The sequence below is a fragment of the Janthinobacterium sp. SUN206 genome (assembly GCF_030587305.1).
In the GTDB taxonomy this organism is placed as follows: Bacteria; Pseudomonadota; Gammaproteobacteria; order Burkholderiales; family Burkholderiaceae_D; genus Janthinobacterium; species Janthinobacterium kumbetense.
The window spans coordinates 2,164,474-2,179,044 of record NZ_JAPWIB010000001.1; the positions used below are offsets into that span (position 1 = coordinate 2,164,474).

A 14,571-nucleotide genomic window follows, 5' to 3' on the forward strand; every position below is an offset into this window, starting at 1 on the left:
TACTGTCTGGCTCAGCCCCGGCTGTGGCGCTTGCGGTAACCTTCGAGGAAGCGCGCAATGCGGCCCATGGCCTCGGTCAGGTCATCGGAGTTGGGCAGGAAGACGACGCGGAAATGGTCGGGCGCGATCCAGTTGAAGCCCGTGCCCTGCACGATCAGGACCTTGGCTTCGGCCAGTAATTCATAGGCAAACTGCTGGTCGTCGGCGATCGGGTATATCTCCGGGTCCAGGCGCGGGAACATGTACAGCGCGGCCTTTGGCTTGACACAGGTGACGCCCGGAATATCGGTCAGCAGCTTGTGCGCCAGGTCGCGCTGTTTCAACAGGCGCCCGCCGGGCCCCACCAGGTCTTGTATGCTCTGGTAGCCGCCAAGCGCCGTCTGGATGGCAAACTGCCCCGGCGCGTTGGCGCATAGCCGCATCGAGGCCAGCATGTTGAGGCCTTCGATGTAATCTTTTGCGTGGCGCTTTTCGCCCGAGACCACCATCCAGCCGGAACGGTAGCCGCAGGAGCGGTAATTCTTCGACAAGCCGTTCATGGTGATGAACAGCACGTCGTCGGCCAGCGAGGCGATCGACACGTGCTCGGCTTCGTCGTACAGCACCTTGTCGTAGATCTCGTCGGCGAAAATGATCAATTGGTGCTGGCGCGCCAGTTCGACGATCTGCAGCAGCACGGAAACCGGGTACAGCGCGCCCGTGGGATTGTTCGGGTTGATGACGACGATAGCCTTGGTGTGCGGCGTGATCTTGCGGCGCATGTCCTCGATGTCGGGATACCACTCGTTCTGCTCGTCGCACACATAATGCACGGGATTGCCGCCCGACAGGCTGACGGCGGCCGTCCACAGCGGGTAATCGGGCGCCGGCACCAGCACTTCGTCGCCGCTGTTGAGCAGGGCGTTCATCGACATGACGATCAGTTCGGAAGCACCATTGCCCAAATAAATGTCATCGATGGTCACGCCGGCGATGTTCTTGCCCTGCGTATAGTGCATGACGGCCTTGCGCGGCGCGAACATGCCCTTCGAATCCGTATAGCCGGCGGCATTTTGCAGGTTGAGCATCATGTCGCGCACGATCTCGTCCGGCGGATCGAAGCCGAATACGGCCAGGTTGCCGATATTGAGCTTGGTGATCTTGTGGCCTTCTTCTTCCATTTGCCTGGATTTTTCCAGGACCGGGCCGCGGATGTCATAGCAGACATCCGCCAATTTATTCGATTTCTGAATCGGTCGCAAAATAAATCCCTGTCGTGATGCGGCGCGGTAAGCAGAACTTGCAGCATGATAGCCGCGCCAGAACTATGAACCCGTGAAACTGCGATGCGAAAGACTGCAAGGCGAAAACAACCATTCTCGCCGAAAACAGGCCATTTTATCAAATTAAACATGGCCAACCCCAGCATTTGACGCCGATTCTGCCACGCCGGCGCCTCCGGACGGCAATCGGGCACGCGCCATCTTCATCTTCCCTTAATCTGGCAGCATTACCATGGAGCAAGCAGGCAGTCCCACTGTGGCGCCGAAGATTGCAATTTGGAAAGGATATTGCTTTTCAGTCGCTCTTTTCTGTCATTTATGGCATGCTTACGCCCTTGGCCGCGGCACGCAGTTTGGCCGCGCGCGCACCGATCAACCGACACGACCAGCCCCCGATATCGCCATGAAACTCCATGCCAGCAGCACCCAACAATACCAGACTGTCACCGGCTATGACGAAAACGGCGTGGAGATCAATGCCCAGCCCTACAACTACAGCCTGATCGTCATGCCGGAAATGCCTCCGCGGGCGTGGGAAGTGGACAGTTTCGAGCAACTGAACGAGGCGCATTTCGCGCAGATCCTGGCCGATGCGCCCGACGTGGTCATCCTCGGCACGGGCGAACGCCAGCGTTTCGTGCATCCGAAGCTGACGGCCGCGCTGACCATGCGCCGCATCGGCGTCGAATGCATGGATAGCCAGGCTGCCTGCCGCACCTACAATATCCTCATGGGCGAAGGCCGCAAGGTCACGCTGGCCCTGATCCTGGCCCCGGCCGCAGGCACGCCCGCATGAAAATCAATGTCAACGAACTGCACTCGTCGCGGGTGCTGATGTGGTCCCTGCTGGGCATCTTCATCGTCGTCACCCTGTATGCGCTGGGCGTGCGCACCCTGGTACCGCCCGACGAGGGCCGCTACGCCGAGATGGCGCGCGAAATGTTCGTCACGGGCGACTGGATCACCACGCGCCTGAACGGCATCAAGTACTTTGAAAAGCCGCCGCTGCAAACCTGGATGAATGCGCTGACCTTCGCCGCCTTCGGCCTGGGCGAATGGCAGGCGCGCCTGTGGACTGGCCTGTGCGGCATCATCGGCGTGTGCATGACGGCTTACGCGGGCAAGAAAGTGTTCGGCCCGCGCGTGGGCCTGTATGCGGGCCTGGTGCTGGCATCGAGCCTGTTCTGGCTCGCTTCCGGCCAGATCAATTCGCTGGACATGGGCCTGTCGGGCATGATGACCCTCACCCTGGGCAGCCTGCTGATCGCCCAGCGCGACGACGCCACGGAGTTCGAGCGCCGCAACTGGATGCTGGCCTGCTGGGCAGCCATGGCGCTGGCCGTGCTGGCCAAGGGCTTGATCGGCATCGTGCTGCCGGGCGCCGTGCTGGTGCTGTATTCGCTGTGCGCGCGCGACTGGCGCATCTGGACGCGGCTGCACCTGGTCAAGGGCTTGCTGCTGTTCTTTGCCATCGCCACGCCGTGGTTCGTGCTGGTCGCCCTGCGCAATCCGGAACAGCCGCATTTCTTCTTCATCCACGAGCATTTCCAGCGCTTCCTGATGAAGGGCCACAAGCGCGAAGGCGCCTGGTATTACTTCCTGGTGCTGCTCATTCCCGGCATCCTGCCATGGATAGGCGTGCTGCCGCAAAGCCTGGCCGCCGCCTTCAAGCGCCAGGAAGGCGCCTTCCAGCCCCGCTTGATGCTGCTCGTCTGGGCCGTCTTCATTTTCTTCTTCTTCAGCTATTCGACCTCGAAGCTGCCTGGCTACATCGTGCCCATCTTCCCGGCGCTGGCCCTGCTGGTGGCGCTGTACCTGGAATCGGCCTCGCGCCGCCAGCGCCTGTTCGCCGCCGGCCTGCTGTGCGTGCTGGGCGCGGCCATCCTGATCGGCGGACCGATCGCCTTCAGCAAGGCCAGCGCGCGCGACGCGGAAGCCCTGGTCGCGCTGAAGGGCTACCAGCCATGGCTGATGGCGGCCGGCTTCTTCGCCCTGGCCGGCGGCGCCCTGGCCTTGCTGCATGCGCGCCAGTTGCGCCGCGACATGACGGTGCTGACCATCGCCGGCGCCGGCTTCCTGGCCACGCACTGCATCCTGGCCGGCTCCGAACTGTATGGCCAGAACCGCGCAGGCACCGACATGCTGCCGCAGATCCAGGCCGAACTGACAGCCGATACCAAGCTCTATTCGGTCGGCATCTACGAACAATCGCTGACGTATTACCTGCAGCGGCCCGTGATCCTCGTCGATTACTGGGATGAGTTTACGTTTGGCCTGAAACAGCAGCCCGAACTGTCCATCCCGAACATCGAGCCTTTCATCACGCAATGGACGAACGATGCCAATGCCGGCGTGCACGACATGGCGATTATCAGCCTGTACCGTTACAAGGAATTGCAGGGCCGTGGCGTGCCCATGCGTGTGATTGCCGAAGATGCGCGCCGCATGGTCGTTGCTAACAAGTAAATATTTAAAGGGGCGCGAGGCAGCACGGATCGCGCCCCCCCGGCCAGCTTGCCCCGCCCCCGCATCAGCAGGATTTTTCACCGCTGAAGGGCTGCGCCGCCATACTGACGATATAAAATAGCCATGCCTGCCGGCGCCTTTTGACGGCACTGGCAGCCTCGGCGATGCCGATACCCTGACACAATACAGATCCAAGAACTGCGCCCCATGACCTCTACCCTGCCCTTTTTGCCCTTTTCCAAACCCACCATCGATGAAGCGACCATCACCGCCGTCGGCGAAGTGCTGCGCTCGGGCTGGATCACCAGCGGCCCGAAAGTGCAGGCTTTCGAAGCCCAGCTGTCCGAGTATTTCGGCGGGCGCCCCGTGCGCACCTTCAATTCGGGCACGTGCACCATGGAAATCGCGCTGCGCATCGCTGGCATCGGCCCCGGCGACGAAGTCATCACCACGCCCGTGTCGTGGGTCGCGACGGCCAACGTCATCATCGAAGTGGGCGCCACGCCAGTGTTCGCCGACATCGATCCCGTTACGCGGAATATCGACCTCGACAAACTGGAAGCGGTCATCACCCCGCGTACCAAGGCCATCATCCCCGTCTACCTGTCCGGCCTGCCCGTCGATATGGACCGCCTATACGCGATTGCTGAAAAGTACAACTTAAGGGTCGTGGAAGACGCGGCGCAAGCGTTCGGTTCCACCTGGAAAGGCAAGCGCATCGGCGCGTTTGGCGACTTCGTCTCGTTCAGCTTCCAGGCCAACAAGAACATCACCACGGGCGAAGGCGGCTGCCTCGTCCTCAACAACCTGGAAGAAGCGAAACTGGCCGAGAAATACCGGCTGCAGGGCGTGACGCGCAGCGGCGTCGACGGCATCGACGTCGATGTGCTGGGCGGCAAGTACAACATGAGCGACATCATGGCCGCCATCGGCCTGGGCCAGTTTGCCAATATCGAGGCGATCACGGCCCACCGCCGCGCGCTGGCACGCCACTATTTCGCGCAGTTCGGCAGCGATTTCGAAGCGCTGAGCGGCGCCCAGCTGCCCGTGCAGGACTTTGAAAACAGCAACTGGCATTTGTTCCAGATCATCCTGCCCGACAATGGCCCCGGCACGCGCGCCGCCTTCATGCAGCAAATGGCGCAGCAAAACGTGGGAACGGGCTATCATTACGCACCGATCCACCTGTTTACCATGTACCGCGAACGCGGCTTTACCGAGGGCATGTTCCCCGTCTCGGAAAAGATCGGCCGCCTGACCGTGACCTTGCCGATGTTCTACGCCATGACGACACAGGACGTGGAACGCGCCGTCGCCACCGTCAAATCCATTCTCATCAAATGAGCAGCGCGCCGATGAAACCTGAACTGTCCATTATCATTCCGATCTACAACGAACAGGATGGCCTGGCCAGCCTGTTCGCCCGCCTGTATCCGGCCCTCGATGCCCTCCAGACGAGCTACGAGATCATCTTCATCAACGATGGCAGCCGCGACAATTCGGTACCCATCCTGGCGGAACAATTCCGTCAGCGCCCGGACGTCACGCGCGTAATCTTGTTCAACGGCAATTATGGCCAGCACATGGCCATCCTGGCCGGTTTTGAAGCCTCGCGCGGACAGATCATGATCACGCTCGACGCCGACCTGCAGAATCCGCCCGAGGAAATCGGCAACCTGGTGGCGAAGATGCGCGAAGGCTACGATTACGTGGGCTCGATCCGGCGCAAGCGGCAAGATTCCGCCTGGCGCACGCTGGCCTCGAAGATGATGAACCGCCTGCGCGAAAAAATCACGAATATCAAGATCACCGACCAGGGCAACATGCTGCGCGCGTATGGCCGCAACGTGATCGACCTCGTCAACCAATGCGCCGAAGTCAATACCTTCGTGCCGGCACTGGCCTACACCTTTGCCCGCAAGCCGACGGAAATCATCGTCGAACACGAGGAACGGGCGGCCGGCGAATCGAAATACTCGCTGTACAGCCTGATCCGCCTCAATTTCGACCTGGTCACGGGCTTTTCGCTGATTCCGCTGCAAATCTTTTCCATGCTGGGCATGGCGCTGTCGCTGGGCTCGGCATTGCTGGTGGTCTTCCTGCTGGTACGCCGCTTCCTGCTGGGCGCGGAAGCCGAAGGCGTGTTCACCCTGTTCGCCATCGCCTTCTTCTTCATGGGCGTGATCCTGTTCGGCATCGGCCTGGTGGGCGAATACGTGGGACGCATCTTCCAGCAAGTGCGCGCCCGTCCCCGCTACGTGGTGCAAACCATCTTGCAGGACGGCATGACGCAGGCGGAAGCCGAGGCGCCATCGTACGTGCGCCTGGAAAAGCGCCAGGTGGGCCGCTGATGGGCGCCCCGCGCGCCGTCGTCTTCGCCTACCACAATGTGGGCGTGCGCTGCATCAAGGTGCTGCTGGCCGGCGGCGTCGACATCGCCCTCGTCGTCACGCACGAAGACAGCCCCACGGAAAACCTGTGGTTCGAATCCGTCGCCAGCCTGTGCCAGGCGGAAGGCATCCCGTACATCACGCCATCGGACGCCCGCGCGCCCGAGTTGCTGGCGCAGGTGCAGGCGACAACACCGGACATGCTGTTCAGTTTTTACTACCGCCACATGTTGCCGGCTAGCATCTTGGAAGTCGCGCCCGCCTACAATATGCACGGCTCGCTGCTGCCGGCGTTCCGCGGCCGCGCGCCCGTCAACTGGGCCGTGCTGCATGGCGCCCCGCAAACGGGTGCCACCCTGCATGAAATGACGGTCAAGCCCGATGCCGGCGCCATCGTCGCGCAAACGGCCGTGCCCATCCTGCCCGACGACACGGCCTTCGAAGTCTTCGGCAAGGTCACCGTGGCGGCGGAACAAACCCTGTGGAACGTGCTGCCGGCCTTGCTGGACGGCACGGCGCCGCGCCAGCTCAACGATTTGCGCCAGGGCGGCTACTTTGGCGGCCGCAAACCCGAAGATGGCAGGATCGACTGGAAGTTACCCGCGCAGCAGGTTTACAACCTGCACCGTGCCGTCGCGCCCCCCTATCCCGGCGCCTTCACCGAAGTCAATGATGTCATTTATATTATCGAAAAAGCCCGTTTGAGCAAGCATTCCGCAGGAAGTTTGCCATCGGGCTTGGCGGTAGTGGATAATTGCATCTTTGGCGTCTGCGGAGACGGCCGCATGCTGGCCATTTCCGCGCTGAGGGCTGCCGGGGAGCCGATTTCGGCTCAACAATTGCAAGCAAGTCTGACCACCCGCGTCAGCACACACTGATTTAACTCAAGAGAATCTCACATGAAAAAAGTCCTCATCTTAGGCGTCAACGGCTTCATCGGCCACCACCTGTCCAAGCGCATCCTGGAAACCACCGACTGGCATGTCTACGGCATGGACATGAACACGGACCGCATCACGGAATTGCTGGAAGATGACAACTACAAGTCGCGCATGCACTTCTTCGAAGGCGACATCACGATCAACAAGGAATGGGTCGAATACCACGTCAAGAAATGCGACGTCATCCTGCCCCTGGTCGCCATCGCCACGCCTTCGACCTACGTCAAGCAGCCGCTGCGCGTCTTCGAACTGGACTTCGAAGCCAACCTGCCGATCGTGCGCTCGGCCGCCAAGTACGGCAAGCACCTGGTCTTCCCGTCGACCTCGGAAGTGTATGGCATGTGCCATGACGAGGAATTCGACCCGGAAAACTCGGAACTGATCTGCGGCCCGATCAACAAGCCGCGCTGGATCTATTCGAACGCCAAGCAGCTGATGGACCGCGTGATCTGGGGCTACGGCATGGAAGGCTTGAACTTCACCCTGTTCCGTCCGTTCAACTGGATCGGCGCCGGCCTGGACTCGATCCACACGCCAAAAGAAGGTTCCTCGCGCGTGGTGACGCAATTCTTCGGCCACATCGTGCGCGGCGAGAACATCTCGCTGGTCGATGGCGGCGCGCAGAAACGCGCGTTCACCTACATCGACGACGGCATCGATGCGCTGATCCGCATCATCGCCAACAAGAACGGCATCGCCAGCGGCAAGATCTACAACATTGGCAATCCGACCAATAACTATTCGATCCGCGACCTGGCCGGCATGATGCTGACCCTGGCCGCCGAATACCCGGAATACGCCGAAGGCGCGAAACACGTGAAAATCGTGGAAACGACCTCGGGCGCCTACTACGGCGCCGGCTACCAGGACGTGCAAAACCGCGTGCCGAAAATCACGAATACCTGCGAAGAGCTGGGCTGGGCGCCGACCACCACCATGGCCGATTCCCTGCGCAACATTTTCGACGCCTACCGCAGCCAGGTAGCCCAAGCCAAAGCACTGATGGATTAATGTTGAGCAAGCCGTTCCTGACCCTGAAAATCGACGTCGATACCTATCGCGGCACCCGTGAAGGCATGGGCAATCTGGTGCGCATGCTGGCCGCGCACCAGGCCAAGGCCACCTTTCTGTTCTCGCTGGGCCCCGACCACACGGGCTGGGCCCTGCGGCGCGCCTTGAAACCCGGCTTTTTCAGCAAGGTATCGCGCACCTCGGTGGTCGAGCACTACGGCTTGAAAACATTGATGTACGGCACTTTGCTGCCGGGACCCGATATCGGCAAGCAATGCGCGGCGCAATTGCGCGCCGTGCGCGATGCCGGTTTCGAGTGCGGCATCCACACCTGGGATCACACCCTGTGGCAAGACAACGTGGCCAAGCGCAACGCCGCCTGGACCATCAACATGATGCGCAAGGCCGCCAACCGCTACGAACAAGTGTTTGGAACAAAGCCGCACACGCACGGCGCGGCCGGCTGGCAAATGAATGTCAGCGCCTTTGTCGAACACGACACGGCCGGCTACCGCTATGCCTCCGATGGCCGCGCCATGCTCGACGCGCGCGGCGCCATGGTGCATCCAAGCAATGGCCCGCACCGCGTGCGCAACGGCAACACGATCCTGCAATGCGTGCAATTGCCCACCACCCTGCCCACCCTGGATGAATTGCTGGGCTGCGAAATCGACGGCAAACTGATCACGACCGGCAATGTTGCCGCGCATATCCTGTCATTGACGGCCGACAATCCTCGCGATCACGTATATACCTTGCATGCGGAACTTGAAGGACAGAAACTCGCCCCCATTTTCGAACAACTGCTGGCTGGCTGGAAAGCCCAGGGCTACCAGTTTGCAGCGATGGGCGATTATTATGAAAAGATAAAAAATACGGACTTGCCCGTTTGTCCCGTCACCTGGGATGAGTTGCCAGGCCGTTCGGGACGCCTGATTGTGCAGGGCAAAGCGGCCTGAATGCTGTATTGTTGCACCTGGATGCGTTGCCAGATTAAAAACAGCGCTGATGATCACCGTTCAGGAGAGAACCTGTGGCTGATAGCCAATCCCTCGTTAGCATACCCGACTTTAGCGCCGCGATGACCAGCGGCAAGACCTTTCAGTTGCTGGGCCGCCCGGCCAAGGCCACGGTGCTGTTTTTCTATCCGAAGGACAACACCCCTGGTTGCACCACGGAAAACATCGCCTTTCGCGATGCGTATTCGCAATTCGTCGCCGCCGGCGTGGAAATCTACGGCATCAGCCGCGATTCCCTGCGCTCGCACGAAAGCTTCAAAACCAAGCTGGAGCTGCCATTCGAGCTCATTTCCGACCCGGACGAAGCCGTTTGCCTGCTGTTTAACGTCATGAAGATGAAACAGATGTACGGCAAGACGGTCCGTGGCGTCGAGCGCAGTACGTTTGTGATTGACGCCCAGGGCCGATTGGTGAAAGAATGGAGAGGCGTGAAGGTCGCAACTCACGTGGAAGAAGTGCTGGAATTCGTAGCGCATCTGAATTGATCGTCCATTTTGATCCAATGCGCGTTGCCGGCTTCCAGCGAGCTTAGTTCAACCGCAGTTCAGTTCACGGTACCTATCGCCATTTTGAGTCAACGAAGCGCCTCCATCCACTCCGCCAGGCGGGCCTGCAGCCCGCCGATGGCGTCCATGACCGGCCATGCTGCCGGCCTTCCGGCAGTTACTCGTCCTGTAGCATTGTTGTTCCCCCCGCATCCACCCCATGAGAAGTGCCGCCAGAAGCTGGCTGCCCATGGGCGATTCATTCCAGAAATTTTTTGATTGAGATCCTGATGCCACTGCCAAAATTACCGAGCAAGCCAGCCACCATCCTGGCCACCCAAGATTACCCAACCGCAGGCGTAGCGCGCCCGGCCACCAAAACCCCGGCAGCCAAGAAAGTGGCTGCACCGATCATTGAAGCGGCGATCGCCGAAGTTGCCAAGCCAGTCCGCAATGCGGCCACGAAGATCAAGCAAGTGGCGGCCCTGATGGTCGCCAAGCCCGCACCGGCGCCAGTGGCCGCAGCCCCTGCTCCTGCCGCGAAAACCAAGCCGGCAGCCAAGGGCAAGGTCACGCCGCTGAAATCCGTCAAGCAAGTCGAGCAGCCACATCCGGCCAAGCACAAGGCGGTCGAAGTCCAGCTCAAGTCGTCCGCCAGCCGCGCCGCCGACCAGCGCGGCATCAGCAAGCTGTTCGTGCTCGACACGAACGTGCTGATGCACGATCCATCGTCGCTGTTCCGCTTCGAGGAACACGATGTGTACCTGCCGATGATGACCCTGGAAGAGCTGGACAACCATAAGAAGGGCATGACGGAAGTGGCGCGCAATGCGCGCCAGGTCTCGCGCACCCTGGACGCCCTGATCAGCAACACGGATGACGACGCCATCGAGCACGGCATCCTGCTGTCCAAGCTGGGCAACAAGGATGCCAAGGGCCGTCTGTTCTTCCAGACGCGCCTGCAAAGCGCCGACTTGCCGGCTGGCTTGCCAGTAGGCAAGGCCGACAACCAGATCCTGGCCGTCGTGCGCTCGCTCGAGTCGGAACAGGATGGCCGCCCCGTCGTGCTGGTGTCGAAGGACATCAACATGCGCATCAAGGCGCGCGCCCTGGGCTTGCCAGCCGAAGATTACTTCAACGACCATGTGCTGGAAGACACGGACTTGCTGTACTCGGGCATCGTGCAATTGCCGGACGACTTCTGGAACAAGCACGGCAAGGACATGGAATCGTGGCAGGAAAGCAAGAACGGCTACAGCTCCACCTTCTACCGCGTGACGGGCCCGTTCATTCCATCGTTGCTGGTCAACCAGTTCATCTACCTGGAACCGAAAAACGGCGAAACGCCGTTCTATGGCCAGGTGAAACAGATCAACGGCAAGACGGCCGTGCTGCAAACCCTGCGCGACTTCAGCCACACGAAGAACAATGTATGGGGCGTGACGGCGCGCAACCGCGAGCAGAATTTCGCGCTGAACTTGCTGATGAATCCAGAGTGCGACTTCGTCACTCTGCTGGGCCAGGCCGGCACCGGCAAGACCCTGCTGGCCCTGGCCGCCGGTCTGGCGCAAGTGCTGGAAACCAAGCTCTACAATGAAATCATCGTGACCCGCGTGACGGTGCCGGTGGGCGAAGACATCGGTTTCCTGCCAGGCACGGAAGAGGAAAAGATGTCGCCATGGATGGGCGCCTTCGACGACAACCTGGAAGTGCTGAACAAGTCCGACTCCGATGGCGGCGAATGGGGCCGTGCGGCTACGCAAGACCTGATCCGCTCGCGCATCAAGATCAAGTCGCTCAACTTCATGCGCGGCCGCACCTTCGTCAACAAGTTCCTCATCATTGATGAAGCGCAAAACTTGACGCCGAAACAAGTCAAGACCCTCGTCACGCGCGCCGGTCCCGGTACGAAGATCCTGTGCCTGGGCAACATCGCACAGATCGACACGCCGTACCTGACGGAAGGCTCGAGCGGCCTGACCTACGTGGTCGACCGCTTCAAGGGCTGGACCCACAGCGGCCACGTCACCCTGGCGCGCGGCGAGCGTTCGCGCCTGGCCGATCACGCCAGCGAAGTACTGTAAGTGATGGCGGGCGGCGCGAGCTGCCCGGTCATTCGAAAGCCCCGGCTGCAGCGATGCAGGCGGGGCTTTTTTCATGTGCGCGACTTTTCCCTGCGACATGTTCTAATACCGCTCCATTCCACCAGGACACCTCACCCGATGCATCCCGCCCTGCAGTTGCTGCTCTGCTTCATCTTTTTCATGTTCCTCCACATTTCCATCATGGCCCTGTGCGCCCATGCCTTGGGCATCAGCATGCGCCAAATCAGTTATGGCGTGGGACCGACCCTGCTGGCCTGGGGAAAAGTCCACATCAAGCTGCTGCCCCTGGCCGGCAACGTGGTGCTGAAAGATACGCGCGAGGAAACGCTGTACGACGACGATCCCTGCCGCGATGCCTACAACTTCCAGCCGCTGTGGAAACAGGTGCTGCTGCCCCTGAGCGGCGTGGCGGTGCTGCTGGCCGTGGCGCTCTGGCTCATGGGGCCACAAGGCTGGGAGCGCTTTGTCGCGGCCTTCGGACAAATCGTCCATGGCGCGCTGGCGCCGTTGTCAACGGCGCAGGAATTGCTGGGTGAAGGGGAAACCTTTGCTCGCACGCACGGCTTTGCGCTGGTGTTCGCCCTGTTCTCGTTGAAACTGTGCGCCTTCAACCTGCTGCCGTTTGCCGGCTTGAACGGGGGGCAGGCGCTGCTGGCCATCGCCCGAGGTGGACGACCTTTTGTGGCGTGGGAAGAGACGGCGGCAAAATGGCTGTTGCTGCCGGGTCTGGCGATCTTGCTGGCGTGGCTGGTGGCGTTTGCCTGGCATGGCTGGAAAAGCATGGGGATGTAGTGCGCTGGCGCTATTCTTTTTTGCAGACCTGTCGTATGCTCGCACCACTATCCCATCCAATAAACGCGACCGGCCAAGGAGAGCGCATTTTCTCATTCGACACCTGCGGCACGCAGCTGGCCCTGTGGGCGATCGGTGCCTACCAACGCTATCTGTCGCCCCATAAAGGGTTTTCCTGCGCCTACCGCGTGCTCACGGGACGCGACAGCTGTTCCGCGTATGGCCACAGGGTCATCGCCCGCCATGGCTTGCGGCCGGGACTTTCCCTGCTGCGGCGCCGCTTGCACAGCTGCAGCGCACACCACCGCCTGCACCAGGCCCAGTCCCAGACCCAGCCCCAGCACGCCAGGGGCCGCAGTGCGCGCCATCGGGCGCAGGCAGGGTATTGCGATCTGCCTGTCCCCGATTGCGGCGACTGTGCCTGCGACTGCGCCGATATCGCCAACCTGGCCGATTGCACCTGGTTAGGCCGCAGCAAGAACCCGAAGTGGTTCCGCAACGACTATGCAGCCAGTGCAGCATTGAAACGACAGCAAGAGGAACACCGCAAGAAGCTGCGGCAAGGACGGGATGCAGGCAACTGAGATTCACACATTAACTTACAAATGAAATATTCATTCATGAAATGAATAATATCCATTATCACTGTGAATTGGCGCGAAGCGGGACGGCGGCCTATACTCATGCCGTCTCCCCTACACTGCGTCCCATGCACACCCAGCTCAGCCCGCACACACTGCGGGCTTTTTGTTCCCGGCATTTGCCACTCTGCCATTCCACACAATGGTTTTTCAATAACAAAAACAGGGCACGGCTTTCACCGCCAGCCCAGCACCCGACAGGGAGCCCATCATGATCGTGCGCGAGCGTCCTTCGGCGCTGCGGCTGTTCCTGGTGGTGCGCGGCTCCGTCCTGCCGCGCATCCGCACCACGCTCATCGTCAATACCCTGATCGCCACCCTCGTCACGTGGTGCCACGGCACCTTGTTCGACCACAAGGTCATCCTCACCACCATCCCGTTTACCCTGATCGGCTTGCCGCTGGCCATCTTCCTGGGCTTTCGCAACACGGCCGCCTACGACCGCTACTGGGAAGCGCGCAAGCTGTGGGGCGAACTGGTCTTACGCAGCCGGAATTTCTCGCGCCAGTGCCAGACGATGATACGCGGCGACATCCCGGCCCACGCCAGGCTGGGCCTGGAGGACGTGCGCGTGCGCATGATTTACCGCACCATCGCCTTTTGCCACGCGCTGCGCCACCAGCTGCGCGACACGCGCGGACCGGCCGACTTGCAGCCGCTGCTGCGCCCGGCCGAATGGGAAGCGGCTTGCCAGGCCACGAACCCGTCCGACTATCTGATGCTGCAGATGGGTCACGACCTGGCCGATTGCATCGCGCAGGGCCGTATCGACAGCATCCTCGCCACGCAGATCGATAACACGGTCTCGGCCATGGTAGCGGCCGGCGCCTCGTGCGAGCGCATCCGCAGCACGCCGATTCCCTTCTCGTATTCACTGCTGCTGCACCGCACGGCCTACCTGTACTGTTTCCTGCTGCCCTTCGGCCTCGTCGATTCGCTCGGTTTCATGACGCCGTTCGTCGTCGCCATCGTCGCCTACACCTTCTTTGGCCTCGATGCCCTGGGCGACGAGATCGAGGAACCGTTCGGCGAAGACGCCAACGATTTACCGCTGTCGGCCATGTGCCGCGCCATCGAAATCAGCTTGCGCGAATCCGTGCAGGATGAAAACGTGCCGCCGCCCATGCAAGCCGTCGATTTCCTGCTGAATTGATCCACATGCCAGCTTTCCCCTTGACCTTACCATCGGGGGAAGGCTTACAGTGGCAGCACTTAATCATTCAAGGAGTGCTTGCCATGTATCAGTTACAAGTTGAAAACATGAGCTGCGGCCATTGCGTCGGCTCGGTCACGAAAGCGGTGCAAGGCATCGATCCTGCCGCACAGGTGCAGATCGACCTGGCCAGCAAGCGCGTCACGGTGGAGTCATCGAGCGAACTGGGCGCCATCAGCGCCGCCATCGTCGATGCGGGCTACCCCGTCACCAGCGCGCAATAAACAGCAAGGACACGACAGCCGG

General features: G+C 61.0%; 14 protein-coding genes. 13 read left to right on the forward strand and 1 reads right to left on the reverse strand.

From position 1 onward, the window contains the following. Positions 1-11 precede the first annotated feature (11 nt). Positions 12-1,241 carry a pyridoxal phosphate-dependent aminotransferase gene (locus O3300_RS09780; protein WP_152256881.1) on the reverse strand — a complete coding sequence of 410 codons (1,230 nt, stop codon included), beginning with the start codon at positions 1,239-1,241 and terminating at the stop codon, positions 12-14. Positions 1,242-1,665: 424 nt separating this feature from the next. On the opposite strand from O3300_RS09780, the gene O3300_RS09785 reads away from it, so the two are divergent. The 13 genes from O3300_RS09785 to O3300_RS09845 all read left to right on the forward strand — a co-directional run bounded on the left by O3300_RS09785 (position 1,666) and on the right by O3300_RS09845 (position 14,549). After that, complete coding sequence (locus tag O3300_RS09785) at positions 1,666-2,058, forward strand: Mth938-like domain-containing protein (protein WP_099667017.1); 393 nt, start codon at positions 1,666-1,668, stop codon at positions 2,056-2,058. Further along, positions 2,055-3,728, forward strand: coding sequence for a glycosyltransferase family 39 protein (locus O3300_RS09790; RefSeq protein ID WP_099667016.1), 1,674 nt, complete (start codon positions 2,055-2,057; stop codon positions 3,726-3,728). The genes O3300_RS09785 and O3300_RS09790 overlap by 4 nt, the downstream gene beginning before the upstream one ends. A gap of 207 nt (positions 3,729-3,935) precedes the next feature. Further along, the gene (locus O3300_RS09795) at positions 3,936-5,072 is read left to right on the forward strand and encodes a DegT/DnrJ/EryC1/StrS aminotransferase family protein (RefSeq protein ID WP_305052806.1); all 1,137 of its coding nucleotides are present in this window, start codon (positions 3,936-3,938) and stop codon (positions 5,070-5,072) included. Positions 5,073-5,083: 11 nt separating this feature from the next. Next, positions 5,084-6,079 (forward strand): glycosyltransferase, encoded by a 996-nt coding sequence (locus O3300_RS09800; protein WP_251350449.1) that lies wholly within the window; start codon positions 5,084-5,086, stop codon positions 6,077-6,079. Beyond that, complete coding sequence (locus O3300_RS09805; protein WP_305052807.1) at positions 6,079-6,996, forward strand: formyltransferase; 918 nt, start codon at positions 6,079-6,081, stop codon at positions 6,994-6,996. Before O3300_RS09800 ends, O3300_RS09805 begins: the two co-directional genes overlap by 1 nt. 21 nt (positions 6,997-7,017) lie before the next feature. Beyond that, complete coding sequence (locus O3300_RS09810; protein ID WP_070290550.1) at positions 7,018-8,070, forward strand: bifunctional UDP-4-keto-pentose/UDP-xylose synthase; 1,053 nt, start codon at positions 7,018-7,020, stop codon at positions 8,068-8,070. Beyond that, positions 8,070-9,029, forward strand: a complete 960-nt coding sequence (locus O3300_RS09815; RefSeq protein WP_099667013.1) for a polysaccharide deacetylase family protein — start codon at positions 8,070-8,072, stop codon at positions 9,027-9,029. The genes O3300_RS09810 and O3300_RS09815 overlap by 1 nt, the downstream gene beginning before the upstream one ends. 74 nt (positions 9,030-9,103) lie before the next feature. Continuing rightward, entirely contained in the window at positions 9,104-9,574 is a 471-nt protein-coding gene (locus O3300_RS09820; protein ID WP_092606418.1) for a peroxiredoxin, read from the forward strand. 290 nt (positions 9,575-9,864) lie between these two features. Beyond that, positions 9,865-11,658 (forward strand): PhoH family protein, encoded by a 1,794-nt coding sequence (locus tag O3300_RS09825; RefSeq protein WP_305052808.1) that lies wholly within the window; start codon positions 9,865-9,867, stop codon positions 11,656-11,658. A gap of 138 nt (positions 11,659-11,796) precedes the next feature. Further along, positions 11,797-12,471, forward strand: a complete 675-nt coding sequence (locus tag O3300_RS09830) for a site-2 protease family protein (RefSeq protein ID WP_305052809.1) — start codon at positions 11,797-11,799, stop codon at positions 12,469-12,471. 35 nt (positions 12,472-12,506) lie between these two features. Further along, entirely contained in the window at positions 12,507-13,055 is a 549-nt protein-coding gene (gene yidD / locus O3300_RS09835; RefSeq protein ID WP_305052810.1) for a membrane protein insertion efficiency factor YidD, read from the forward strand. Between the two features lie 268 nt (positions 13,056-13,323). Next, a complete protein-coding gene (locus O3300_RS09840; RefSeq protein ID WP_305052811.1) occupies positions 13,324-14,265 on the forward strand; it encodes a bestrophin family protein in 942 nt (313 codons plus the stop codon). Positions 14,266-14,348: 83 nt separating this feature from the next. Further along, a complete protein-coding gene (locus O3300_RS09845) occupies positions 14,349-14,549 on the forward strand; it encodes a heavy-metal-associated domain-containing protein (protein ID WP_070260542.1) in 201 nt (66 codons plus the stop codon). Positions 14,550-14,571 lie beyond the last annotated feature (22 nt).